Raw genomic sequence first — 26,207 nt, 5'->3', positions numbered from 1 at the left:
TCACCTCTCGAAAAGTGTGGTTTTAACACTTGGAATAGGAGCTTTCGTCCCAAGAAAGCTTGATATACCCGATGTGCAAAGGCTTGAAGGTCGCGGAATTCATTACATCATTAAAGATAAATCAATCTTCAAGGGTAAAAATATTCTCATCGTTGGAGGTGGGGATTCCGCGGTTGATTGGGCTTTAAATCTTGAGGGCATAGCAAAAAATATAACCTTGATCCATAGGCGTGATGTTTTTAAAGCTCATGAAGATAGCTTGAAAAAACTTTTAAATTCAACTGTTCATGTGAAAACATTTTATGAACTAAAACGTGTCCATGGGGATGAACATGTTGAAGGTGCTACAATTTTTGATAATCGAAATGGTGAAGAAACTTATCTTGAGGTTGAGCATATAATTTTATCTCTCGGTTTTCTCGCAAATCTTGAATTTATCCAGGGCTGGGGACTTGAAATTGATAAAAACGCGATAAAGGTAAACTCAAAAATGGAAACAAATATCCCCGGCATTTATGCGGCTGGAGATATAGCAGGCTATTTTGGTAAATTAAAATTAATTTCAACCGGCTTTGGTGAAGCAGCTATTGCGGTAAACAGCGCAAAAAATTATATTGATCCATCTTCAAAATTCTTCCCTGGTCATAGCAGCGATTTCGTTCCAAAAAAGATTAAGCCTGGATGAAGAGAAAAGTCCTTATAACCCACCGAATCCGAAGTTCACATCTTGATAAAATTATCAAAGAAATTGGAAGCGAAGCTGAAATAATTTTTGAGCCTGACAAAAGCAAAGTTGATGAATTTATTAAAGATGTTGAGATAATTTTTGGGGATTTTGAGAGAGAGCATGTTCAAAAGGCGAAAAATTTGCGTTGGGTTCATCTTGGATATGCTGGTGTTGATATGATCTTGTATCCCGAAATTGTAAACTCGGATGTTATTGTCACCTGCTCAAAAGGAATTCACCAATATCATATGACCGAGTTCTTGTTTGGAATGATCTTGACTTTGACGAGAGGGTTTAAAAAAATTTACGCCAACCAAAGGTTGAAGGTGTGGGATAAACAAGTGGCGAAGGAATTTGAATCTCTTTATGGAAAAACCATGGGAATTCTTGGGCTTGGCAATATTGGAAGGCAAGTTGCAAAAGTTGCTAAGGCATTCGGGATGTATGTGATTGGTATGAAGAGAACAAAGACAAAAGTTGAATATGTTGATGAAGTGGTGACAAGGGCGGAGATGCAACATCTTCTTGAAAATTCTGATTTTATAGTTGTAGTTTTACCGTTGACTGATGAAACACATCATTTGATAGGGGAGAAGGAATTTAATATGATGAAGAAAAAACCATATTTTTTCAACATTGGTCGTGGAGCTGTTGTTGATGAAAAAGCATTAATAAATGCCTTGAAAGAGGGAAAAATTCGTGGTGCTGGAATTGATGTCTTCGAAGATGAACCGTTGCCTTCTGATTCGCCATTGTGGGAGATGGAGAATGTCCTTGTAACCCCACACATCGCTGGTCTTTTCCCAAATTACTGGGAAGAGCCGACAAATCTTTTCATTGAAAATTTTAAACGATATATTAATGGCAAAGAACTTATCAATGTTGTCGATAAGTTGGCTGGATATTGAGAATCAGATTTTTAATTTTGATTTTGTGCTACAATTTTGTAAACCATCTGAGTTAGGACAATTCTACTGTCAATTGGGCTTGTTTTAATCAATTCATCAGCTTCAATTAGATACTTGAAAGCATTTTTTATTTCGCTTTCTTTAAACTTGTCTAATTGATTCAAATACTCCCGAATGTGATAGGGGCTAAGTTGGAGTGAATTTGCAAGTTTTTTAGGATCTTTTTCGGTTTTCCTAAGCTCATAAAGTTTCCAAAGGGTCGAAAAATATCTTGTGAGCATTGTCAATATAACTGGTGGGAATTCACCCGCTTGAAGCATTTTTTCAACTATAGTAATTGAAAGTTGTAAATTTCTTTCCCCAATTGATCTTTGAAGGTCAAACACCGTGAAATTTCTTGACATTCCAACGGCTTGTTTTATATCTTCAACATCAATAATTTTTTTCTCGCCCGTGAAAATGAAAAGTTTGGTTATCTCATTGTCAATTTCACGAAGGGAATTACCTACATAGGCTTGAAGAAGTTTACACGCTTCATTTGTTATCTCTTTCCCTTTCCACGGCGGGAGCATCCCTCGTTCTTTAACTCTCCTGGCAATCCAGCTCGGAATCTGCCAATCGTAAGGTGCTTTAAGCTCGACTACCTCAGCAAGTTCAAAAAGTTTTTTATAAATTTCCTTCTCAGAATCCACCTCGTTTAAAACAATTATTAAAATTGTGTCAGGGTTTGGCTTTTTTAAATAGTTGATAAATAGCGTCGCATCTTTTTCTTTTTTAGATCTCGATAGTTTATTTAAAAACTTCTCTGAATTTCTCATTACAACAACTCGCTTTTGACTCATCACTGGAAGCAAAAGTAAAAGCGAGAGCAAACCTTGTATATCAATTTCATTTCCATAGACGGTATCAAAGTTAAATTCGCGCAAGCCATCGTCGATGGCATTTTCAACAACTGTTTTAATCGATTCCTCAATTAAAAATTCCTCATTGCCATAAAAGACATATACTGGGGCAAACTTTTTATGCTTAACCGCAAGATGTAAAGCATCAAAGTCAAGATTTTCCTTTCCCATTTACGACGCATTATTTTTTGTTTTCGACCAATAAACATAAGCGGGAACTCCAATCAATACAAGCAATAACCCAAGCCCTGAACTTTTCGGATCGCCAATTATAATGTAAACGATAAAAAAGACAGCGACAAGTATATAGAAAATTGGAATTATGGGATAGCCCCATGCTTTATATGGTCTTTCACGATCAGGATATTTTTTCCGTAAGATGAATAAGCCAATAACTGTTAACACATTAAAAAGAAGGGATGTAAAGGCGGTATAAGTTAGAAGCGCAGAGTATGTTCCACTTAGAGTTAACACACTTGACCATATTCCTTGAAGTATAAGCGAGTTTACTGGGGTTTTATATTTTGGATGAAGTTTTCCTGCACCCTTGAAAAATAACCCATCTTTTGCCATTGCGTAATATACCCTTGGTGCTGCAAGGATCATTCCATTGTCACAGCCGAATGTTGAAATCATTATCGCTATTGCGATCAATTGTGCTCCAATTGTACCGAAAATTTTTTCAGCTACAGCTGCAGCAACCCTGTTATCTGGAACAAGCGCCATTTCTTTTATTGGCAAGATGTAAAGGTAAGCCATATTTGCAAGAACATAAACAAGCATAACACCGATCGTTCCAAGGACGAGCGAACGAGGCACAGTTTTATGCGGGTTTTTTAACTTCTTCTGCAGCAAATGTGACGGAATTCCAAGCATCGTAAGCAAATAAAGCTTTTGACATCGCGACAGCAAGCGCAGCTAAAAATCCCATTGATAAAGCTTCTGGTGGAGCGATTGGTTTGAAATCTTTAAGTGAAAAACTTGAGGAAAAGTTCGACCAATCCCCGTTCCCAATTGTAAATGCGATAAATACAAGCAAAGCTATAGCTGCTATTTTGGAGACGGTGAATAAATTTTGAACTAATGCTCCGAAAACAACTCCAAAACAATTTATACAGGTCAAAAAGGCAATCACAGCAACCCCCACAAGTTGAGCGCTGTTAAGAGTAAAATTCCAGCCGAATATATTTAGAGTTAAAATCACATTATTTTCCGAAAGAGCAGGGATAAAAACTCCAAGATATTTTGCAAATGCAATCGCAACAGCCGCTATAAATCCGCTTTGAATTACAAAGAAAAGCGTCCATCCATAGAGAAATCCAAGCAGTGGGTTATACGCTTCGCGTAAGAAAACATATTGTCCTCCAGCTTTTGGCATCATCCCAGCAAGTTCACCATACGCGATAGCTCCGAATGCTGTTAGAATTCCTCCCAAAACCCACAACAAAATCAGAAACAACGGAATGGGCATATACCCAGCCATTATTGATGGGGCTATGAAAATTCCTGAGCCGATCATTGAGCCCATTACTATCATCGTTGCATCAAAAAGCCCAAGCTTTGCTTCAAATTTTACCTCTTTTTGAGCTTCGACCGCTTGAGCCATAAATCCTCCGTTTTTGTTTTATTATTTCACTTGGAGCTTCTTAAGATAAACTTTTTTCATTTCTACTTTTTCAATTGGGTTATCTCTTTTATCTCTTGGGACTTGGGCTATTTTATCGACCACATCCATTCCCTCAATTACTCTTCCAAAAACTGTGTAGTTTCCATCAAGATGTGGCAAATCTTTTAAACAAATATAAAATTGACTTCCATTTGACCTCTTTTCTGGGTTTACATTATCTGGCTGTCTTGCTGCTCCTACGAATCCTCTTTTGTGTGGCATCTTTATCTCTGCTGGAAGTGTATATCCTGGACCTCCTCGACCATCGTTATTTCTGTCTTTATCCTTTGAAAGGGGATCACCGCCTTGAATGACAAAGTCGGGTATCACTCTATGAAAGGTTGTACCATTATAAAAACCTTCACGCGCTAACTTTTTTGAAATTTTCCGCATGTTTCGGTGCAACATCATCAAAAAGTTCGATAACTATGTTCCCAAATTTTGTTTCAATTACAACCACTTCTTTTTCTTTTGTTTTTTCCTGTGGATTTGGGATTAAAAAAAGTAGTGATAAGATAATTGTTATGGTTTTCATTTTTTCAGGGCAATTTTATTTTAGAAAGATTAGTCCAATTAAGCCAATGGTTAAGCAATAGTATGCGAATAAACTAAAGTTGCCACGGGAGATCACTTTGAGCAAAAATTTTATTGCTATGTATCCCGTGATAAATGAAATTAACGCTGAAAACAAAAGCAATGGAACTTTGTCAAACAGTGAAAATTCAAAAATCTCTTTCGTTTTTAGAATTGTAGCCCCAAGAATTGCTGGAAGCGAGAGCAGGAATGAAAATCTTGCACTTTTAACACCATTTATCCCAGCAAGCATCCCCGCACTTATGGTTGATCCAGACCTTGATATCCCTGGAAGAATTGCAAATGCTTGTGCAACTCCAACAAGAAAAGATGAAACGAAATTAAAATCTTTTTCAGGATTGTTCTTAGCAAAGCGTGTCGAAATTAAAATTAATCCTGTCACCATCAGAAATATCGATGTCAATTTCGGACTTTGAAAAACGGTTTCAATTTTATCTTCAAATAAAATTCCAATCACACCAGCTGGTATCGATGCCCAAATGATTAAAACGGCAAGCTTAAAGTTTTCATCTGCTTTTAAATTTGTTCCTAATTCGCTCACCTTAAAAATTTTTGTGAAGAACGATTTTAAAATTGCACTTATATCTTTCCAGAAGATAGCCAAAACACTTAACATCGTTCCAAAGTGGACGAAAACCTCAAATTCAATTCCACTTTTTTTCACTCCCAGCAGATGTTGAGCAAGCACAAGATGTCCTGAACTACTTATCGGGAGAAATTCCGTTAGTCCTTGCAAAATTGATAAAATCAAACTTTCAAGATAGTTCATCGGCGTTTGCGAATTTTTTAAAAATAATAACTAAATCCAAAGCGAATTGCAACACCCGTAAAATTTAATCTTAAATTTCTATCTTCTTCAAATGGTTTGCGGATTATCAATTTGTTTCCATTTGCATCTCTTGCTTCATCAGTTAGACCAATTTTAACATCAGTTGAAAGGTGGACATATACCTTTTCGCCAAGTCGAGATGAAAATATTGCTTCAAGTTTTAAAATTCCTCCGTTTGTCCCGTAAGTTACCTCTTTCCCTGAAAGTGGTAAAAATTGTGAAAAATATCCCTTGGTAAAGCCAAGCCCAGCTCCGAATTTGACGATGTAAATTTCTTGCTCCTGAAAAAGCAGATAGTTTAAAGTTAAAACTGGGTTATGAACTTTGTATGTAAATATATAATTCAACGAAACACCAGTCGATGTTTCTTCAATATTGTATTGCTTTGAGATATAAGAATAGTCAATTTTTATCGCTATATCTCTGCCGATTTTAAATTCAGTTGATGCCCAAAATTCTGGGGCGCCGTCAAATTCTTTTGTTCTTTTTCCAGTAATTGATGTTATATAATCAGAGACATCAGGGAAGTTAATATAGTTAGCACCCAATCCAGCGGATAGACATACATAGTTTCTATTTTTCAGATTTAAATTTTGCGTAGTTAAGGTATGAGTTAATATCAGCGATAGAATTGTTATAACAAGCCACAGTTTTAATTTCACTTGATGCATCGTTTTCATTTTGATATTGTAAAGATAAAAAAGGCATTTAAAATTTCAAATTAGCTTATGTTTGCGTTTTTGATTTTAATTTTGCAATTTTTACTGCAAAAGGTGAAAGGTAAAATTGAAAATTAATTATTTTCTCGATAGATGAAGAAGGTCTCATTTTACACGGTTGGATGTAAATTAAATTTTGCAGAGACATCGACGATAGGTGAGGAGTTTAAAAAGCGTGGTTTTGAAATAGTCGAATTCGGTGAGCCTTCAGATGTTTGCGTTATAAATACATGCTCCGTTACTGAGTATGCAGATAGGGATTGCCGTCGTGCTGTGAGGAAAGCCTTAAAAGTATCACCCAATGCTTTTATAATTGTCACGGGTTGCTACGCTCAGCTTCGTCCTGACGAAATAGCCCAGATTGAAGGGGTTGATTTGATCCTTGGTTCAAATGAGAAATTTAAAATTTTTGATTATGTTGGGGATTTCCAGAAAAATTATCACACCCAGATTTTTATCTCACCTGTAACTGAAACAAATGAGTTTTACATCGCAAGTTCAACCCCTGCATCTGACAGGACAAGAGCATTTTTGAAGGTTCAAGACGGGTGTGATTATAATTGTTCATATTGCACAATTCCACTTGCCCGTGGTGGGAGCAGAAGCCCTGAAATTGCTGTTGTAGTTGAAAGAGCGAAGACGCTCGCACAACTTGGTTATAAAGAAATAGTTTTAAGTGGGGTAAATGTTGGGGATTACGGTAGAAAGATTGGGACAAATCTTTTTGAACTTGTTAAGGAACTTGAAAAGATTGATGGCATAGAAAGAATAAGGATTAGTTCAATTGAGCCAAACCTTTTAAGCGAAGAAATGATTGATTACTTCGTAAATTCCGAAAAAATTTGCAACCATTTTCACATCCCTTTGCAAAGCGGTAGCGATGAAATTTTGCGCAAGATGAGAAGAAGATATAATACGACGCTTTACAGAAAAAGGATTGAGTATATAAAAGAAAAGGACCCGGAGGCGTGTATTGGAGCTGATGTGATCGTGGGGTTCCCAGGAGAAACAAGAGAACATTTTGAAACGACTTACAATTTTATAAATGACCTGCCAATTTCATACCTTCATGTGTTTACATATTCAGAGAGACCAAATACCGATGCGGTAAACCTACCTGATAAAGTTTCTATGGATGAGAGGCACAGGAGAAGCGAAATGTTAAGAAACCTTAGTTTGAAAAAGAAAAACTCTTTCTACAGGCAGATGATTGGAAAGGTCTTTGATGTTTTATGGGAGAGTGAGGTTAAGGATGGGATGATGTTTGGTTTTACGAAAAACTATGTCAAGGTTAAGATAAAATATGAACCTTCGCTTGTTAATAAAATCACACCAGTAAAAATTGTTGATGTTGAAGATTTGGTTGCAGTCGGGGAAATTGTAAAAGATTAAATTTTTTAAAATCAAAAACGGAGGTGTGCTATGGCTGGCAAAATTTTAAAAATCGTAGTTTTGTTTTTATTTATCTTTATGGTAGGTTGTGGTCCGACTTATCTGCCTGCTATTTGGGATTCTTCACCACCGATGTTAGCTCCGACTGAAGTTAAAAAAGAATCTACATTTTTAAGTGCATATTACAATAATGCTGGTGGATTTAATGGAGGGGATGAAAACAATTTTTTCAGAACAAATTTAGTGAGGACAACTGGTGGAAGTTGGTATAGACTTTCAGGTGGTGGTTTTGCATATTTTGGTAGTTATAATGTGCAAAATAAGCAAGAGATAGAGACAAATAGGGGAGAAAAATCATATTTTGGTATTGGCGCTGATATTGATGTGAATATATTTATCCCTCTTTATTTCTTTAATGTTGGAATTGGAACATATGATGGGGTAGCTGGTGAATTTGGAAACTATACTTCTTTCAGAAAGAGCAAGGGGAAAAGTGAAATTTCACCAATTTATGATGAAATTGTTCCTTTTTTTTCTGGATATACATTTTTACAGTTCAATTTTTCAAAGAGTGATAAACTTTCATTTAAAGTTGGCATGGGTTTGCCTGGGTTTGTTTTCGTGAATATTGGTTATTATAACATAAATTACGGGGGATTCTGGATAGGATGGTCATCTACAAAAAAAGGAAGAAGAGGGAGATGAGCTTCGCGCTACTTCAGTAGGCTTTTCAATTAAGATAAAATAAGATGCAACCATAGTTTACCTTAGTGCGTCAAAAAAGAAAAAAGATATTTTATCATGTCTAGAAAAGTATTCATACTTGCTTTGCCGATTTTATTTTCGTTTATTTTTATTGGTTTTGCGCTTTCTCAAGACAGAGGTAGAGGTTATGGTGGATTCCTTGAGAGGTTGAAACAGGAACTCAATTTGACGCCTGAACAAGTTACAAAGATTCAAAAAATTCTTGATTCAGCTCAAAAACAAGCCGAGATCGACAGAGAAAAATATCAGGGCAACAGGGAAGCGATGATGAAAGCAATGCGTGAAAGGTGGGAAAAGATCGATAAGGAAATTGAAGCTGTTTTAACGAAAGAACAGAAGAAAAAATATGAAGCGATAAAAAAGGAACGACAGGAAAGGATGCGCGAATGGCGCGGAAGACCAAGTTAGTATCCATGTTTTAGTTCTATCCCAAGCCCAAATATAGCAAAATCATATTTCACGGGGTCTTCGGGATCAAATTTTTTCAAGTTGTTTGTAATTTCCTCCGCTGTTTTCCATGTATCTGTTTTCCTTTGAGTAAGCCCAAGACCCCGTGAAATTTTCGAAACATGCGTATCAAGTGGTATTATCAACTTTGATTTATCAACTTCACTCCATAGTCCCACATCGACATTGTCTTTCCTTACCATCCATCTCAAAAACATGTTAATTCGTTTGCAGGGGCTATTTTTCTCTGGATCTGGTATAAGACCGCCAACGCTTTCAGGAATGCCATTAAATTTGGGCGGGGGATCAAAAGACAAAAGTTCTTTAACAAATCCTGACAGTGCCTGCTTTATTGTTGGATGTTTTTCATCGTAATGCTTTAAAAAGAGGTTTTTTAAAGTACCATATTTTTCAAGGGCTTGTTTCAAAAGGTAAAAAACCACGAGCAAGTCCTTTCCTTCAATGTTTCTGTATGCGAAGTGAACGAAATTGTTTAAAATTTTTTCATACCAGAACGGATCAAAATTTAAAACAAACTCATAAGGTTTATCCTCCATAATATTGAAAAGTCGTTCACTACTTAGCAATATTATCTTTCTGTTCCCCATGGCGAGAAGAGACGCAATAAATCCAGCTATTTCCATATCTTTTGGATTTGAAAAACGATGCACGAACTTTACCGGATCGGAATTTATGAATTCGGGAGTGTTATATTTTTTGAAAAGCCAATCAAGGTAATCCTTAAGGGTTGGGAACTCATCCGGGATTTTTATGCTCATATCAGCCTTGAATATTCGTTTAATTTTAATCTCCAAACCTTCACGCCGCAAAATCTTGGTCCTTCGGGACAGATTGGTTTTATATTTGCAAGATTTCTAATTGAGCATGGGGGCAGAAGGAAATTTCCAATTTTCGGATGGACTTCTGAAATTTGTTGGACTTCTTCAAATGAAGCCCGCCATATTTCCTCTTGCGCATTAAAGCAAAGTCGCATCGCATATTTATGGTGAAGGTTTAGAAGATCGCCCGATTCAGTAAATCTTATGCTGACGGCATTTGGCAAGAGATAAAGCGCAAATTCAGATGGAACGCCCAACTTTTTCAACTTCCCAATGCTTTCCCAAATTCTTTCCATGGTTTCAGTGTAAAGTTTAAGCGCTGAATCACTTTGCAAAATTAAACTTGGGGTTATAAAATCCGGTTCATCGGAAATTTGGCGCATTAAAATAGGTCTTGACCCTGGGGTCATTCGATGTCTTTGATCTTGCGAATCAGCTGTGTGACTTAATTTCTTTTTAAAGGTATACGAGACGTGGAACATCGCCCTTGATATTTTGCTGTGCGTTGTTAGGACAAGTGATTCGGCGAGGATTTTGTTTATAGCGGGATTCAACACGAGATTTATTGCTTCATCATCGCTTAAGGCGGTGGATGGCAAGCCGAATATTTCCCTGACGGAGTCGGCGAGAATTTTTTCCGCATTTGGTTTGTAGTCAACCAAAAGTGATATCTTTCCATTCAGTGACTTATCAAATTCATCAGCGAATTCTTTTGATAAATTATCATCGTTTAAATTTTGAACAAAGTTAAATTCGACAAGTTCATGCTCATCGATCGGTTTTTCAAGAACAATTTTATAATTTGGATCAACCCTTAAAATTTCATCAATTAACTTGTTGGCAACTATTCTTTGTTCAAGGGGGATGTCAAATTGATTACACAGTTTATAATATCTTAAAATTGTGATTGCGCTGACCGTGTGATAAAGATAGGCAAATGTTGCAATTGGAAGAACATATCGTGCGATCTCTTGAGCTTTTCGTTTTATATCCTTTTTGTATTTTTCTGAATTAAATCTTCGTGCTGGAAACCTTAGATAATATTCGTTCTCTACAACTGGTAGAAGCAGTTCTGTTAGTTTTTTATATGATTCATTTTGGAATTCAATGGTTGATATATAGATTTCAAGCGCTTTTCCTTCAAGCGGTGGTATAAAATAATTACCCGGTTTAACCTCTACATATCTTTGTGAGACTTGCTCTGAATTGTAGAAGGGGTGACTGTGAAGAAATGACCAAATGAAGTACCTTGAAACATTTTCAATAGCAAATTGAAAATATGCATGTTGAAAAGTCGTGTGATGCCCGGCTTCGTAGATGCTTTTGGCTAAATCAATGTATTTGTTTATGTCAATTTCTTCATCTTTTATAATACCCTTTGAAGAATAACAAGTTCTTGCCGTTGCTATCACATTTTTAAAGGGCTCAGGGAAATACTTTACAACTTTTACAACTGGCTCTGGTGAAAGTGGTTTATCTATCATCATTTTTGAAATTCGTTTTGAAAACTTTGAATTAATTTATCAAGACAAGGTAAAAAATCAAATTTTGAAAAAGTATCAACCTTGCCCTTGCATGATATTATTGATGTTTTAATGGCTGGATTAGTTTGATCGTTTCCCTAACTACTATAAATTCACTCAACTTTATGAACTTTCCAATTTTCATCAACCCACAGCCCTATTATATCGACATCAAGATTCCACATTTTAATTGTCTCAATAGCGGATGAAATTTGTTTCAAGTGTGTTTCTTTTTCTACTGGATTACCCGCACAATTATGATGCCCAACAATTGCGACAAGCTTTGAAGCATGCTTACTAATTGAGATTTCAACTTTTCTTTTTATTTCTTGGAGTGTGAAGTCACTTTTGTTTTCCGATAATACTTTATCCGGGCCTGGTTCTGTAATCATATCCACATAATTTACTCCATATTCTTTTTTCAACCATTCAATTACTGGAATTTGAACCCTTCCATCAATGCAGTTGATCGCAGTAGCAAATTTGATCTCGTTCATACTCTATATTAGTTTTTATTTCAATTACCCACCTAATTTCCAAAGCAGTTTCCTCACTTCTGAGTAGTCATATAGATTAAATTTTGCGTTAGATGGACCTATTCTAACTTTGATAGTGTAAGCTTCTTCTGGCAGAGCTTTAAATAAATCTTCATCAGTAAGGTCATCCCCAATGCCTAATATAAAATCAAAGTTGTTTTTAGATAGCCAATACAGAGCCGCTGAACCTTTATTTACTCCACCGCATCTTATTTCAACGATTTTTTCTCCTTGTAATATTTGTATGTCAAGATTTGCAGTAAAGCTTATAAGATATTCAATAGCATCTTTCACTACGAGAGATGATTGTTCTGGGTCAGATTTGCGGTAGTGCCATGCTACTGAAAATTCTTTCTCCTCTATAAAACTACCGGGAAGGCGATCTACATAAGTGGAAATTATTGGTAAAATTTGCCCTTTCCAATCGCTCCTCAAGGGCATCACTATTTTCCAGTCTTTTTCATGTTTCTCCTTGATCCAAACCCCATGTTCTGCTACCAAATTTATCCCAATTGTTGAAAACCATTTTTCAAGAGTTTCTTTATCTCTTCCACTTAGTAAGACTACCTCATTTTTTGCGTCATCAGTTAATTTCATAAGCAAGTTTAATAGTTCTTCATCAGGTTGGGCTTTGGGTGGGGAAGCCACGAATGGGACAAGTGTACCATCGTAATCCAGCAATATAAGTCTTCTTTCAGCTTTTTTATACTCACTATATAGTTTTTCCTGTAATCGAGGTACCAGTAACTTGGTGGAGAATTTATTTTGTTCATCTTTGATGGAAAGTAGCTCTTTTATTAATTCATCACCCCACCTAGCTATATCATATTTTCTAAGTCTGTTTTGCATTATTTTATTCCGTCTTGTTTGCTCCTCGACTGGCATTTCAAGAGCCTCTTTTATAGCGGAGGCAATTTCAGAAATATCATAGGGGTTTACCAAAATTGCTTCGGTAAGTTCCTTTGCAGCTCCTGCCATTTCGCTTAAAATCAAAACACCTTTTGCATCTTTTTTAGACGCAACATATTCCTTTGCAATTAAGTTCATCCCATCACGTAAAGGGGTAACAAGCATTACATCCGCAATATTATAAAAAACCGCTAAGTCTTCAAAGGGTAAAAATTTTGTTTGATATATAACTGGCGTCCACTCTATATTTCCAAATTCACCATTTATTTTGCCGACGTATTCGTCTATCTCGTTTTTTGTCTTTTGATATCGCTCAACCCCAACACGCCCTGGAACAACTACAATAATTAAAACAACTTTATCAAAGTACTGAGGATTATCCTTCAAAAATTGCTCATATGCTTTCAATCTGTTTAATATACCTTTCGTGTAATCAAGTCTATCTATGGAAAGTATCACCTTGTAATTTTTAAATTTTTCTTTTAAAGTTTCAACCTTGCTAAGGATCTCTTGATCTTCCAAAGCAAAATGAAATTTTTGAAAATTTATTCCCATTGGGAATGTCCCTACCTTTACCAATCCCTCATCAGTTAGGATTTTGCCCATTTCGTTTTGATATCCCAAAAATCGCAAAACAGATTGCAAGAAATTTTGTGAATACTCGTAAGTATGGAAACCTACTATATCCGCTCCAAGAAGTCCTTTAAGCAGTCCAGTGCGCCAAGCCTTGGGCAGAAGCTGGAATATCTCAAAATGTGGGAATGGAATATGAAGGGAAAAAATTATTTTGGCATTGTCGATTTCTTTTCTTAACATTGAAGGCAAGAGCATCAGATGATAATCGTGAATCCATATAATATCATCTTCTTTGGCAATTTTCAAAATTTCCTGTGCGAAAATTTTATTAACATCTATATAAGTTTGCCAGTATTCATCGTTCCATTCAACATAGCTTGGAAATGAGTGAAAAAGTGGCCACAGAATTTTATTACAAAAACCATGATAAAATTTATCCACAACCCTTTTGGACAAAAAAACAGGCCAAGCGTTATAATGTTGAAAAAGTTTTTTGGATAATTTTTCCTTTTGTTTACTGTCGACATCTATGCCGGAGAAACCAATCCATACATAATCAGGTTTCAAAAATTCAGAAAATTTGAGCCTACTTAAATAATCACTTATTCCCGAAACAAGACCACCAACACTTTGTTTAATTAACAATTCACCACTTTCTTGTTCCTCTATCGTTATGGGCAATCTATTTGATACTATTAGTAATCTCATATTCACTCTACCCCGTTAATTTTTTATTTGTAATGAAGTTATCGTACAGGAGCAGATGAGCTTTTTAAGATGCCCTCGAGTATTTTTCAATAACCCAAGGTTTGTGTGTCTAATTAAAATCTAATAAAAATCGAAGAAAGGTCAATTATTGATGCAAAAAGATTCACCCTTCTTGAAACTTCATCAAAAGAAAAATTGAAATTTTAAAAAAGCGGATGTTGAATAGTACCAGTATTCATCCAGCTTGTCACCAAAAAACATTATTATTCCAAATCCAACTTCCGAATTTTCTGTTGGGGAGTAAGAAAGTAAAGCATTTACAAATCCACTCCAATCGTTTAAATTTTGATTCAAAGAAAATGTTAAAGATAAAATTGGATTAATTGTGTAAACTGCTGAGATAAACGCATAGCTTTTGCTCAGGTTCAAAATCTCGCCCCTTGTCAACCTTTCAATTTCATATTCCTCTTTTTTGGTTTTTCCTTCGCCATTGAACTGATATTCAAATAAGGCATAGAAATTTTTGGTGAATTGGTTGTCAAACCCAAGAATAAATTTTAAGAAATTTGAACGCAGATTTTTAACATCCGCTGAAATAATTCCCTCGCCTCTTATTCCAGCATTGAGAAAATTTCCCGCGAAATCAAATCCCACAATGCCACGCTTATCAAAATATCCCGACATAAAGGAAAAATCAAAACCTTTTGCATTTGATCTGAAACGAAATCCAAAATTATTACTTTTAAAACGGTTCACCGGATTATACACGACGTGCAAGTCTGTAAAACTTCCCAAGTAAATTTTCCATGTGACAGCATCCGCGCCATCTTTTTCTATCTTGCTGAAATCTGCTGGATTTATCGGATTAAAAAGGTCTGTTGGATTCCACACTCTTCCAGTTCCCCAAGAAATCCTTTGCCTTCCGATTATCAAATTTCCAAAGTTAAAGTCTTTTCTAATGTAGAATCTGTCAATGAAATGATAAATCTCAAGTTTTTTCCCATCGTGCAAAGCCCATCTCATTTTGTAAAACTGCCTTCTTGAAGTAAGTTCCACTGGGTTAAAAAATAACTCTGAAGAATGATAAAAGCCATTCACCTCATATTCTATATAAATTTTACCAATTTTTGCAAGGTCAAATTCTGGACGAAGTCGTAAACGGCTGATATTTACCAATAGGTTTTTGCCAATTCCAAAAGTTTGAGCGAACTCTTCTTTGACATTTTGATAAATTGCAAATTCAGAAAGATAACCAGAAAGTTTAAAAGCTTGTGAAGGGGAAAGTTCATTAAGAAAAAGTAGGATTAAGAAAGTTTTACCAAATTTTTTTATCATCCTCTATCATTCCATCTCTTAATCTTATCAATCGTCCAGCCTTTTGGATCACTTGTGGATCATGTGAGCAAATTATAAAGGTTATTCCCTTTTCACGGTTCATTTTTATCATGACATCGATTAACATTCCTCCTGTTTTTGAGTCAAGATGCGCCGTTGGCTCATCCGCAAGAATTATTGAAGGTCTTGTGATGATCGCCCTCGCAATTGCAACTCTTTGTTGCTGTCCACCGCTAATTTCGTTTGGTTTCTTATTCGCTAACTCACTTATATCAAGGAGGTTTAAAACTTCCATAACCTGTTCTTTTCTTTGCCTTTCAGGGATTCCAAGCAAAACGAGTGGAAGTTCAACATTCTCAGAAACAGTTAAAACTGGAATTAGATTATATGTCTGAAATATAAAACCGATCTTTCTGAGTCTTAGCTCTGCAAGCTCATCTTTTTTCATCTGTGTTATATCCTTCCCTTCAAGATAGACCCTTCCTTCTGTGGGTTTATCAAGTCCACCAATTTGATTTAGAAGTGTTGTCTTTCCAGAACCAGATGGTCCAGCTACAACGACAAATTCGCCCTGCATAATTTCAAGGTTGACATCCCTTAAAGCTACAACCTCAACTTTTCCATCGGAATAAATTTTTGTTAAGTTTTCTGTTTTTATTATTGTCATAGGTTTTTCATATGTGTTTTATAGCTTCAACCGGTTCAAGCTTGATTGATTTAACCGCTGGATAGATCGCCCCAATTAAGGACATAAAAGGCATTGTAAGTGATACGAGAGCAAGTGTGAAATTGGTTAAAACCGGATATATGATCCTCCCTGTTCCAAACCACGCTAAGCTTTTGGCAAAAAAGCCAAGATCAACCCCTGATTTTGAAAGTGGTATATAGAATGCAAATCCAAGCGCAAGCCCGATGATGGTTCCAAGAACACCGATAATAAACGATTCAGTCATTATTAGCAGAAAAATGTTTTTATTTTTCATTCCTATTGCTTTAAGAACACCAAATTCTCTAACCCTTTCAAAAACGGACATAAGCATTATATTTACTATTCCAAAACAAACTGCGACCCCGAAAATAAAATAGTAGATCCATATCATTTGATAATACATATCCAGCATAATTCTTATAAATGGAGCAACATCAGCATAGGTTAAAACTTCATACAAATCCCCAAGCTTTTGTTCAAGTTTTTCCTTAATGTGATTTACATATTTTTGATCTTTAACTATTAAAGCAAACTCGATGACCTTACCGTCAAGCTTTAAAATCTTCTGCGCGTCTTCAATTGTGATGTACGCATTGATTTTGTCAAATTCTGAATGTGGGGATTCGTAAAGTCCAACAACTCTGAAAAGTTCTGTAGAAATGTTCCCATCAACATCTGAAACCATAAGAACAACTTTATCTCCAACTTCAACATTTAATTTTTGAGCAAGTTTCTCACTTAGCAGAATTTCTCCTTTGTTTTCGAGGTATTTCCCCCGTGATATTGAATTTGATATTATCGTTATGAACTTTTCTTTATCGGGTTGGATCCCAACTATGATCACCGCTGAAGAGTTGTATGCGCTATTTATCATTCCATAAGTTATTACACGCTTGCTGTAAAATTTTATCTCTTCTATTTCCATTATTGCTTTTTCGACCTTTAGATCATCCGGGATATAATTTTTTACTGTTTTATCGTCTTTGAATCCCTTTTTATGAATTTGTATATGTGAAATGTGAATGTTTATCTGGTTATCAAGCATTTGCTTCATCATACCAACTGACAATGTATCCACAAGTAAAAGGACCGCGACGCTCACGATAATTGAAAGCATCACAACGATAGTTCTTCGCTTATTTCTCCATATGTTTCGCCATGCGAGCTTGAAAATCATATGAATCTTATCCCCTTTAGTGGCTCAAGTTTATAAACCCTATAAAGTGGAATTATACTTGAAATGATTGATACGATCAAAATGGATAATCCTGTGTTTATAAAAATCCTCGGTTGCAAAGAGGAAATAAACTTTGGTTCAAATCCAAATTCTTCGTAAGCTGAGGCAAATTCACCCGTGAGAACGATGGGATTTTTTATAAGATAGTAATTGAAAATTCCTCCAAGTAAACATCCAAGCAATATGCCTATAAGGGCAATAAAAATTATTTCAAGAAAAACGATCAAAACCAACTTTTGATTTTTAAAACCTATCGCAAGAGATATACCGAATTCATTAAATCTTTCAACAACGGACATTGATATTGTATTAAGAATTCCAAAAGCAACTATTATAATTAAAAATGCCAAAAACAAAACTCCGCTTGCATTGTCAAGATCGATTGATTGTTTCAATTCAACCATTACATCTTCCCAAGATAAGGCGACCAATTCTTTTTGAGTAAGCTCGCTTAAAAGCTTTTGCCTAACTTTTTCTATCTTTCCAAGTTCTGGTAATAAAATTGCTATGACGCTAACTCTATTTTCTGCCGACAGAAGCTCCTGAGCATCTTTCAAATTCATAAAGATAACTGAGTTATCGAGCTCTGTGTATCCAAGTTTTACAACCCCAACGACTTTGAACTTCATATCCCATAGTGCTCCGTCAAAACCTTGGGCAAGTATAACAATCTCATCCCCAAGTTTAATTTTTAAATTTTCAAATAGTTTATATCCGAGGATAACTTCGTATGAAGAATCTTTATTTAAAAACCTACCCTGTTTTACCTTCTTGTGAAAATTTGAAAAGTTTAATTCAATTTCTGGATCAATTCCGTAAATTATTCCGCCATAAGAATTTTCACCTGAGCTTATCATTACATCAGCATACAACCTTGGGGCATAAGCTATGATATCCGAGATTGATTCAATTGTCTTCTTTATTTCGTCAGAATATATGAATGTTTTGCGAAGCGAAGGATCATCTTTGTAACCTTCCCGTTGGATTTGAATATAACCAGAGTAATCACCTGCTATTGTTCGTATGAAATACTCATAACTTCCAAGTTGGATTCCCCTCATTATAATTGTTATCATGGTAGCAAAAGTAATAGCGGTAATGGTGATGATTGTTCTTCGCTTATTTCTCCAAATGTTTCTCCATGCAAATTTTAAGAAAAACATAATTTCATCTTCTTTTTTCAAGTTCTCTGAATGAGAAAATTTTTTCATCTATTTTTATGTCAAAAACGATATCTATCAAAGTGAACTCCGTTCTTCTCCCTTTTTCAATATTGTTATACATAACCCATCTTGTGGGAAGCTTTCTACCTCGGATTTCCTTTACATTATAAAATTCCATATATCTTATGAGCTTTCCTTTCTCATCGTAGTATTCAATCTTCGCTGGAAGATAATCGGACTTTCTAACCCAATAAAAAATTTTGCCCCAAACAACTGGAGCTTGTGGCTTGGGGACAAGTTCTATTTTCCAGCATAGCTCTGAGTTTATAGTTTCATCAGAAGAGATAATTCTCATATCATAATCTCTTTCAAGGTTTGACTCCCGAACGAGATCATCGTAAGTGAAATCAGAGCCGTTCCATGACTGGAGCATCATTGATGGGGGTATTTTTGTCAAACTTTCTGTATTTCGCAGGTAAAGCCAGAGTTCGTTTCCGATTTTGAGGGTTTTATTTCCTTCTTCCTTTTTTGGATATTTTATTTCAATTAAAGCCTTTTCATTCCCTACCCACCATCCTTCCATTTTCAAAGTTCTTTTAAAATCAGGTGTAATGATGTTCATCTCAACGATGCCGTACGATGTTCGCCCCTTAATTTGGTTTTCAGATTTTTTAATAATTTCCTGCGGGGTTTGCGGAAAGCCAAGAGAGACAAGGAGGGATAGAAAAAGTAAAGACGACAAAAGGGTGCGCATTTTTGAAACCAAGAGATTTTTTATTTTCCAAAACCGTAAATTTGACGGTTTAAACTATCTACTTGTTTCAAGTTTTAGCTTTCTCGATGTTAAAAACTTTTTTGATATCTATTTTTAACTCGGTGCAAATCTTTTGAAGTGAGTCAATTTCATCTTCAAACAATTCTTTTAGAAGTTCAAGTATTGCCTCCTTTTCCTCGCCATTTTTACATGTGGTCCAGATATAGCGACCTTTGAAATCTATCTCAATTCGTGTGAATTGTTCATTTAACTTTTGAGTACGAAGTTCAATGAAGCCGAATTTTTTCTTTACGACTTTATCCATTTTACCTCCTTGTTTTAATTTTAAGTTGTCAAAATTGATCTTGTTCTAGTTTGGGTTGCTTTTTTGTAAAGTTCACCATAAAGATAATATTGAACGACACTTGCCCAAAATCCAGTTAAAAATATTCCTATAAAACAAAGCGCAAGCCCAAGCGAAGCGAGAAGTTGAAGGAAAATCGTCAAAAGAAAAACTATGATCGCCTCACCGATATTATCTCTGAGCATTGAAAATATGTCTGATATTGCAAATGCATCACTTATTGATTCACTTTCAGCAAATTTTCCAACGACGAACGGCAAGATTAAAACAAAGAAAAGAATGTAAACTAAAGATGAAATAGCGAATAAAATTGAAATACCTGTCAACTCTGATTTGAAAAATAAGTTTGATAGAAACAGCATGATAAATGCAGTTATCTCTCTGCTTTTAAAATTTTCAAATTCTATCTCAGCAAATGGGAGTGAAATTACGAGCAAAACAAGGAAAGGGATAAGGTAAACTATAATGATCACTAAAAGTTTAAAACCATTGGCAATTTTTTGCCCTATGTCATCCCAATCGGGAAGAAGTTGTGGTTCTTCTTTTATCGTTCGTCTTGTAACATCAACGAGATAGCCGTAATAAATCAAAAGGGGAACAATCAGAAAAGAAAATAACAGCATCAAACCGCCGACAACAACTTTACCGAACCAGTTTTTTTCTTGAAAGACAAATTTAAAACCTCTTTCAATATTCATTTTTTATTTCCTCCTTTTGTTTGGCGAGATCTATTATTCTCCCTTCAACTTCGGATTTTATCACTTTTTGTTTTTTCACGGCTTCGATGAAAATATCTCTATCAACCACGCCGAGATTTTTTATTTTAACGCTATTTTGCGGGATTCCAAATAAATCATAGAGATGGTCAGCAACCCAATTATTTGTAACTATTGAATATATTCTGTTTTCGTCGAGCGGTTTTCCACCAACTTCAATTGAGATAATTCTCTCGCCAATCTTTTTTCTTGAATCAAACACAACTTTTATCCCCGAAACCTGCATAAGTTCGGCTTTACCTGACGCTTGCCACTCCATCATTTTTCTTAATGTTTTCCCATCGACTTCAAACACGACAAATGTGTTTCCAAATGGATTTATCTCCCATATATCTCGAACCTTTATATCTCCCTTTGGTAAATCTTTTCTTAAGCCACCCGAGTTTTGAAATGCTATATCAGTTTTTGCAAACTCTCTCATCACATCGGCTTCCCAATTTCCGAGATTGCTTTCACCATAAAAGTTTCTTTTCCAATCAACTTCAAGTTTCCCGATAACTTGTCCAAATTCTTTATCAACCATTTTTTCGAGTTCTTCAACCTTTTTCAAAGCGACTTCATCTGGTTTAACAGTCCCCTCAACTACTCGAATTAATTTACCTTTGTAAGAGTAAACCGAATCACCGTCGACATCAATCATAGCTTCAAGATATCCAAGATATTCTCCCCTTGAGCCTGCTTGACAAATGATCACACCATTTACAATTTTTGGCTCCTTCAAAACGGTATGGCTATGTCCCCCAATTATAATTTTTATCTCTGGAAATTTAACGGCAAGCAGTGAATCAGCTTGTACTCCAAGGTGTGTAAGTGCAATTATTAGATCAACCTTTTCTTTAGTTTTTAGCTCATTTATATACTGTCTTGTGACTTTTTCGATGTCAAGGAGTTCAAGGTCTTTAAGATTTTCTCTGAGTGAAAGTTTGAAAAGCTCTGGTGTTGTAAGACCTATTACGCCAACTTTTGCTTTACCGAGATTTTTCACAGTGTATGGTTTGGTGAAAAGATTACCTTTTCTTTTATCCCAAAGGTTGGCACAGATGACCTTAAATTTTGCAAGCTTTAAATTCTCTTCAAGTGCATCTCTCCCGTAATCAAATTCATGGTTTCCGAGCGTCATCGCATCTGGATTTATCAAATTCATAAGTTCAATTTGCGATCGTCCTTTTGTAAGTGAAGAAATTGGCGTTCCTTGAAAATCATCCCCAGCGTTCAAAACAAGCACATTTTTTTCTTCAGTTCTAAATTTATTTATTAATCCGAGCAAATTCGCAGTTCCGCCGACATAGCATGGCGTGTCACTACAGATTGAACGCATCGGGACATTTTGCGAGTGAAAATCATTCCAATGGAGAATTAAAATTTTTTCAAGATTTTGAGATAGTAAAATTTGACTTAAAACAAAAACAAGAAAAGTTAACAGTAGGCGATATACTTGTTTGAACTTCACTTTAATCTGCGAGTTTTGTTTTTGTTAATATATAAAATTAGAATTTTTCAATCAAACGGGAGACCCCCTTGACATTGTTGTTTAAACTTTTTAAATTATCTCCGTAAACAAGTTAAACAAAAATGGAGGTTTGCTATGCCGGGGAAGAAAATTTTGATGCTAGTTGGAGATTTCGTGGAGGATTATGAAGTTATGGTGCCGTTTCAGGCGCTTCAAATGGTTGGACATACTGTTCATGCAGTTTGCCCTGGGAAGAAGGCAGGGGAAAAAGTGAGAACAGCGGTTCACGATTTTGAAGGAGATCAAACTTACAGTGAAAAACCAGGGCACAACTTCACACTTAATGCGACATTTGATAATATCAAGCCCGAGGAATATGATGCGCTTGTGATTCCGGGTGGAAGAGCGCCTGAATATATCAGAATGAATGAGAAAGTTCTCGAGATTGTGCGTCATTTCGCTGAGAATAATAAGCCGATTGCTGCTGTTTGCCATGGTGCGCAAGTCTTAACAGCCGCTGGTGTTGTCAAAGGGAAAAAGATAAATGCGTATCCCGCGGTTGGTCCAGAGGTTAAAGTTGCCGGCGGTGAATATGTTGAATTGCCGTGGGATAAAGCAATCGTTGATGGGAATATTGTAACTGCTCCAGCATGGCCAGCTCATCCTGAATGGCTTGCAAAGTTTTTGGAACTTCTTGGGACGAAGATAATTCATGAGGAAAAGGTGGCTGTGTGAGAAGTTCAAGCCCTTCCCCAAATTTGGGGAAGGGCTTTAAATTTGTAAGTTTATGAGAGTTTCTTTATTTTTTAATTTGAAGAACGGGGCGTAGCGCAGATGGTTAGCGCGCTTGGTTCGGGACCAAGAGGTCCCCGGTTCGAGTCCGGGCGCCCCGACTTCATTAAAAGTATACCCTCACCTCTGCTTGCGCGATGTGAATTACCCCGGTTGAAAGAAAGCGACCGTTGTAGTTCCCGCTAATCTGAATATAATCGCCAATGCTATAGTAAAAATTCAATCGCAAGAATATACTTCTACCCGGATAATTTCCCTCCATAAGTTCATAACTTGCGATTCCCGAAGTGCCCTTCACTAGCACCTCATTTCTTTCAATCTCAAACTCAGCTCTTCCCTTGCCCATCAGAAGCCAACTTATCTTAATGCTTTCACGATTTAAATCCGCGCTTTTAACCGCACCAGCAAAATCTTTATTGCGACCAACGCCAGTTTTTAGGCTCAATTCAACATTGTTAGATGGTTTGTAAAAAATTTCAAAATTTAAACTTTGCCCCTTTATGTCAAAAACATCGTTTTCTTTGAATCCGCCGACAGATGTTTTATTTTTTATTGTTCCCTCTACTTGAAATCCAAGGTCAAGCTCCGGATACCATCTTATTCGCATTGAGTTTTCGATGCCGAATGTTTTTCTCGTCGCAATGTTGTAGCTGAACATTGAACCAGTTTTTAAAAATCTGTATCTTAAAGAAAACTTTCTGCTGTTTTCAAACATGTAAATATCTTGTCTAAATGTGATCATTCCGTTTATGGTTTTATCCTCGCGTTGGAAATATTTTAACTTCAGCAGGTAAATTTTCTCTTGCGATTCAAGACTACTTTCCGAAACCTGGAAGTATGTATCACTTGAAAATGGGGATAAAAGCTTAAGTAATCTTTCTGGATAAAAGCGTAGATTGAAGCTTGCCTCAACATTTGCCGTTGGAATGAGCTGATCCCCGGGCAATGTGAGCATAATATAATCTCCATCGAACTTCGTTCGTTCAAATTCATTTGCATCTTGGATTCCGTTGCCATTTAAATCCCCAAGATATCTGTAATTCCCTGTGCCCCTTTGAACCTTTATGAAAACAGGTTCAAGCCTCGAGACCATTCTCGTCATCGCTCGATAGATCAAATTTACCCTTAAAGATCTTTTAAAAGCTTCCATTTTACCCTGTGATCTTATCAAGATATTGTTGATGGTCTTTACCGAATCCAAAAGAAAAGTTTTTTTGTTTAAAGTTAAATCGCCGTTAAATTCAAATCTTTTATCGACGAAATTTATTTTATAATTTTGGTTTCGCATTACGCTTAATCGAGCATAGCTTCCATTTTTTACAACATCATCAAATCTTAACTCATAAGAAAACGCGGTTTTGAACTTTCCTACCCCAAGTTCAATCCCCGGGATTAACCTTAAAAATCTAAAGCTTCCCAAGCTTATGGAGTCACCTTCTAAATTTTCCTTGGACTCCATTTCATAGTTTATAAATGGTAGAAAGGGTCCAATTTTATATTTACCCGAGCCTTTATTTCTTATCCATTTTGATTTGAACGTGTCTGATTTTGATAATAAAATTTCAAATGTGTTGTTAATTTCAGGAAAGTTTACCTCATTGATCGTCAGGCTAACCACACCTCTGTTCGTTCTAAATATGTTTTCATTTTTTAAAGATCCATAACCGAAATTCACAAAACTTTTTTCAAAAAGTTCGGCTTGCAAAGAAGACTCAAGGATGATTTCATCAAATTGTGAGGTTTCGGGACCGAGGTTCCATTTTCTATTGAATTCGATCACATTAAATCGATCAAGGCTGGTGAAGTTTTTATTTCTATGTCTTTGATAAATGTTGAAGTCAATTTTTCTTAAACCTTTCTCAAAAATTTTTCCACTTGAATAGTTGAACCCATATTTTAAAGCAAAACCTTTGTTATCTTCATTATCTATTGAAGAAAACTGATTTTTATCAAAATTGCTAAAGCCTGATTCGACGAAGAAATTGAAGTTTTCTGTTTTATACTTTGCCCTGATGTCAAAAATTTGCGACGATTGTGGCATTGGTAAAAAGATCACAGGAAGGTACTCACCCTTGCCTTTTCCAATAAATTCATATTTTCCGATTCCACGGCGCGCATAGTCTCCCTTTCCAACGCCGACATAAGAAAAACTCACAGAGTAAAGAGCATTTTTATCCCCCGGGGCATATACAAAGATTTCGTATCTTTCTGAATCGATCATTGTATCTTTCTTAACGTACTGTCCCTTCCCAATTCCTTTGATTGAATCAAATCCAACATAAATTATCCCACTTTTAACCGCCTTTAATGAATTATCACCACTGTTTTTTAAAATTTCAATATCCGATTGTGCGAGGACGAAATCAATTGGAGCGTTTTTATTGTCTGAATCATAGAAGTACGAAAAAGACAAATTTAACCTGTCATTGAAAAGAAAATTATCCGAGACAAAACCAAAAAAGTTTCTTGCATATTTTCTGTCAGTATATTGAAAGTCAACTGTTATTCTTGACGCGGATGTTATCAAACGATTTGAAGTAAATGTTATTTCAGCGGTTGAATAATCAATTACATAATCATTGCTTTCACCCCGCGTCATTAACTCACCATCGATGTAAACCTTTTCGGTTCCTGCAATTACAATTATATCTCTTTCACCATTTTGCCCAGTCAATCTATAGGGACCTTGAACGCCATCAATTCCGTTAAAATAATTTGTTGCAAACTTGCCACGAGATGAAGCAATGGCAATTGTATTTTTAGTTTTTGCAAAATCAGTTTCATAATTTGCTTGAAACTTTCCACCTTGCAGCCTTCTTCTTATGTTAGCAAATTCGGGGGTTTCTGAAAAATATAGATTTTGTTCATCACTAAGTTGATAGCCAATGTCATAGTCCCCAAAAGTCGCAAATAAGTTTTTTGACTTTACTCTGATGAAAATTTTATCAATTTCTTGAAGTGTTTGTGTGTTTCCTTCAGGTTGAATTGGTATATTTTCATCCGTCAATGAAGCCGTGATTTCTATATCTCTTGTCAAGTTTCCTGATAGCTGGAGATTAAAGCCAGATTGAAGCGTGGGGTCTCGATTGCTCCCAAGCGTAAAACCACGAACAATGCTTCCGTTTTTTTGTATATTTCCAGCAAATGAACTGTGTTCTTCAATGTTTTTTTCAACTTTTAGAATTTTTTCTATTGGTTTGTCAATTTCTGTGAGTTCGCTTCTTCTATATTTAAAGAATATCGTATCAATTGGCAGGGTTCTGTAAACTGCTTTGAATTTAAATCTCGATGAGTCAATTTTTGAGATGACTGAGTTATGGAGATAAACTTTCCCAAGATTATAATTGATTTGATAATGGATTCCCGGAAGAAGAACAAGCGTGTCGATTTTTAAAATTTCGCTTTGTGGAATAATAAAACGGTGCGGAAGGTTAACTATTGAATCGCCTTTTGAAATTTCAAATTCAACACTTTGAATTTGTGCAAAACATAATCCTGCAAATAGTAATAAGGCATAAATTGCAAAGCGCATAGCTTATGAAAAGTTGTTATATACCTTTGTCTGTGCTGGGCTTGTTTTAATGCTT

At 35.8% G+C, this 26,207-nt stretch carries 24 protein-coding genes, 1 tRNA gene and 1 pseudogene; 7 read left to right on the top strand and 19 right to left on the bottom strand.

Annotated features, from left to right (window positions below):
- The coding region (locus AWW78_RS00245) for an NAD(P)/FAD-dependent oxidoreductase (RefSeq protein WP_047133692.1) at positions 1 to 685 on the top strand (685 nt) is incomplete at its 5' end.
- A complete protein-coding gene (locus AWW78_RS00240) occupies positions 682 to 1,635 on the top strand; it encodes a D-2-hydroxyacid dehydrogenase (RefSeq protein ID WP_047133686.1) in 954 nt (317 codons plus the stop codon). The genes AWW78_RS00245 and AWW78_RS00240, both read left to right, overlap by 4 nt.
- An 11-nt stretch (positions 1,636 to 1,646) precedes the next feature.
- Here the strand turns inward: AWW78_RS00240 and holA are convergent, their stop codons facing one another.
- From holA to AWW78_RS00215, 6 genes and pseudogenes are all read right to left on the bottom strand, one after another.
- On the bottom strand, positions 1,647 to 2,708 hold the full coding sequence (gene holA / locus AWW78_RS00235) for a DNA polymerase III subunit delta (protein WP_047133685.1): 1,062 nt from the start codon (positions 2,706 to 2,708) through the stop codon (positions 1,647 to 1,649).
- The gene (locus AWW78_RS10820) at positions 2,709 to 3,356 is read right to left on the bottom strand and encodes an APC family permease (RefSeq protein ID WP_276325938.1); all 648 of its coding nucleotides are present in this window, start codon (positions 3,354 to 3,356) and stop codon (positions 2,709 to 2,711) included.
- Between the two features lie 4 nt (positions 3,357 to 3,360).
- The gene (locus AWW78_RS10815; RefSeq protein WP_276325937.1) at positions 3,361 to 4,143 is read right to left on the bottom strand and encodes an amino acid permease; all 783 of its coding nucleotides are present in this window, start codon (positions 4,141 to 4,143) and stop codon (positions 3,361 to 3,363) included.
- A 21-nt stretch (positions 4,144 to 4,164) separates the two neighbouring features.
- Positions 4,165 to 4,738, bottom strand: a pseudogene (locus AWW78_RS00225) (peptidylprolyl isomerase).
- Positions 4,739 to 4,753: 15 nt separating this feature from the next.
- Positions 4,754 to 5,566, bottom strand: a complete 813-nt coding sequence (locus AWW78_RS00220; protein WP_047133684.1) for an undecaprenyl-diphosphate phosphatase — start codon at positions 5,564 to 5,566, stop codon at positions 4,754 to 4,756.
- A 17-nt stretch (positions 5,567 to 5,583) separates the two neighbouring features.
- On the bottom strand, positions 5,584 to 6,297 hold the full coding sequence (locus AWW78_RS00215) for a hypothetical protein (protein WP_141653866.1): 714 nt from the start codon (positions 6,295 to 6,297) through the stop codon (positions 5,584 to 5,586).
- A gap of 141 nt (positions 6,298 to 6,438) precedes the next feature.
- Here AWW78_RS00215 and mtaB point away from each other — a divergent pair, with 141 nt between their 5' ends.
- The 3 genes from mtaB to AWW78_RS00200 all read left to right on the top strand — a co-directional run bounded on the left by mtaB (position 6,439) and on the right by AWW78_RS00200 (position 8,910).
- A complete protein-coding gene (gene mtaB / locus AWW78_RS00210) occupies positions 6,439 to 7,737 on the top strand; it encodes a tRNA (N(6)-L-threonylcarbamoyladenosine(37)-C(2))-methylthiotransferase MtaB (RefSeq protein WP_047133682.1) in 1,299 nt (432 codons plus the stop codon).
- A 30-nt stretch (positions 7,738 to 7,767) separates the two neighbouring features.
- Positions 7,768 to 8,442, top strand: a complete 675-nt coding sequence (locus tag AWW78_RS00205) for a hypothetical protein (RefSeq protein ID WP_047133681.1) — start codon at positions 7,768 to 7,770, stop codon at positions 8,440 to 8,442.
- 96 nt (positions 8,443 to 8,538) lie between these two features.
- On the top strand, positions 8,539 to 8,910 hold the full coding sequence (locus AWW78_RS00200; RefSeq protein ID WP_047133680.1) for a Spy/CpxP family protein refolding chaperone: 372 nt from the start codon (positions 8,539 to 8,541) through the stop codon (positions 8,908 to 8,910).
- Here AWW78_RS00200 and AWW78_RS00195 read toward each other — a convergent pair.
- The 12 genes from AWW78_RS00195 to AWW78_RS00140 all read right to left on the bottom strand — a co-directional run bounded on the left by AWW78_RS00195 (position 8,907) and on the right by AWW78_RS00140 (position 21,828).
- Entirely contained in the window at positions 8,907 to 9,728 is an 822-nt protein-coding gene (locus AWW78_RS00195) for a TIGR02757 family protein (RefSeq protein WP_047133679.1), read from the bottom strand. The two genes, AWW78_RS00200 and AWW78_RS00195, sit on opposite strands and share 4 nt — an antisense overlap.
- Entirely contained in the window at positions 9,725 to 11,275 is a 1,551-nt protein-coding gene (locus AWW78_RS00190; RefSeq protein WP_082349134.1) for an FAD-dependent thymidylate synthase, read from the bottom strand. Before AWW78_RS00190 ends, AWW78_RS00195 begins: the two co-directional genes overlap by 4 nt.
- 149 nt (positions 11,276 to 11,424) lie before the next feature.
- Positions 11,425 to 11,808 (bottom strand): carbonic anhydrase, encoded by a 384-nt coding sequence (locus AWW78_RS00185; RefSeq protein ID WP_047133678.1) that lies wholly within the window; start codon positions 11,806 to 11,808, stop codon positions 11,425 to 11,427.
- 24 nt (positions 11,809 to 11,832) lie between these two features.
- Complete coding sequence (locus tag AWW78_RS00180) at positions 11,833 to 14,040, bottom strand: bifunctional alpha,alpha-trehalose-phosphate synthase (UDP-forming)/trehalose-phosphatase (protein ID WP_047133677.1); 2,208 nt, start codon at positions 14,038 to 14,040, stop codon at positions 11,833 to 11,835.
- Between the two features lie 183 nt (positions 14,041 to 14,223).
- A complete protein-coding gene (locus AWW78_RS00175; protein WP_047133676.1) occupies positions 14,224 to 15,375 on the bottom strand; it encodes a hypothetical protein in 1,152 nt (383 codons plus the stop codon).
- Positions 15,356 to 16,042, bottom strand: coding sequence for an ABC transporter ATP-binding protein (locus tag AWW78_RS00170; protein ID WP_047133675.1), 687 nt, complete (start codon positions 16,040 to 16,042; stop codon positions 15,356 to 15,358). The genes AWW78_RS00175 and AWW78_RS00170 overlap by 20 nt, the downstream gene beginning before the upstream one ends.
- A gap of 7 nt (positions 16,043 to 16,049) precedes the next feature.
- A complete protein-coding gene (locus AWW78_RS00165) occupies positions 16,050 to 17,261 on the bottom strand; it encodes an ABC transporter permease (protein WP_047133674.1) in 1,212 nt (403 codons plus the stop codon).
- Entirely contained in the window at positions 17,258 to 18,532 is a 1,275-nt protein-coding gene (locus tag AWW78_RS00160) for an ABC transporter permease (protein ID WP_082349133.1), read from the bottom strand. Before AWW78_RS00160 ends, AWW78_RS00165 begins: the two co-directional genes overlap by 4 nt.
- Positions 18,489 to 19,238: an outer membrane lipoprotein-sorting protein gene (locus AWW78_RS00155; protein ID WP_047133673.1), complete on the bottom strand. Its 750-nt coding sequence runs from the start codon at positions 19,236 to 19,238 to the stop codon at positions 18,489 to 18,491. The genes AWW78_RS00160 and AWW78_RS00155 overlap by 44 nt, the downstream gene beginning before the upstream one ends.
- Positions 19,239 to 19,305: 67 nt before the next feature.
- Entirely contained in the window at positions 19,306 to 19,563 is a 258-nt protein-coding gene (locus AWW78_RS00150) for a hypothetical protein (protein ID WP_047133672.1), read from the bottom strand.
- 20 nt (positions 19,564 to 19,583) lie between these two features.
- Positions 19,584 to 20,300 (bottom strand): DUF4013 domain-containing protein, encoded by a 717-nt coding sequence (locus AWW78_RS00145; RefSeq protein ID WP_047133671.1) that lies wholly within the window; start codon positions 20,298 to 20,300, stop codon positions 19,584 to 19,586.
- Positions 20,290 to 21,828 carry a bifunctional metallophosphatase/5'-nucleotidase gene (locus AWW78_RS00140; RefSeq protein WP_047133670.1) on the bottom strand — a complete coding sequence of 513 codons (1,539 nt, stop codon included), beginning with the start codon at positions 21,826 to 21,828 and terminating at the stop codon, positions 20,290 to 20,292. Before AWW78_RS00140 ends, AWW78_RS00145 begins: the two co-directional genes overlap by 11 nt.
- A 135-nt stretch (positions 21,829 to 21,963) precedes the next feature.
- Here AWW78_RS00140 and AWW78_RS00135 point away from each other — a divergent pair, with 135 nt between their 5' ends.
- Both AWW78_RS00135 and AWW78_RS00130 read left to right on the top strand, forming a co-directional pair.
- Positions 21,964 to 22,563, top strand: coding sequence for a DJ-1/PfpI family protein (locus tag AWW78_RS00135; RefSeq protein ID WP_047133669.1), 600 nt, complete (start codon positions 21,964 to 21,966; stop codon positions 22,561 to 22,563).
- Positions 22,564 to 22,647: 84 nt separating this feature from the next.
- A tRNA-Pro gene (locus tag AWW78_RS00130) sits at positions 22,648 to 22,721 on the top strand.
- A 5-nt stretch (positions 22,722 to 22,726) separates the two neighbouring features.
- On the opposite strand, the gene AWW78_RS00125 is transcribed toward AWW78_RS00130, so the two are convergent.
- Positions 22,727 to 26,152 (bottom strand): hypothetical protein, encoded by a 3,426-nt coding sequence (locus tag AWW78_RS00125; RefSeq protein ID WP_047133668.1) that lies wholly within the window; start codon positions 26,150 to 26,152, stop codon positions 22,727 to 22,729.
- Between the last annotated feature and the right edge of the window lie 55 nt (positions 26,153 to 26,207).

This window comes from Candidatus Kryptonium thompsonii, assembly GCF_001535985.1.
In the GTDB taxonomy this organism is placed as follows: Bacteria; Bacteroidota; Ignavibacteria; order Kryptoniales; family Kryptoniaceae; genus Kryptonium; species Kryptonium thompsonii.
Note: the sequence above shows the minus strand (reverse complement) of the source record. Positions and strands in the feature narration are given on the sequence as shown.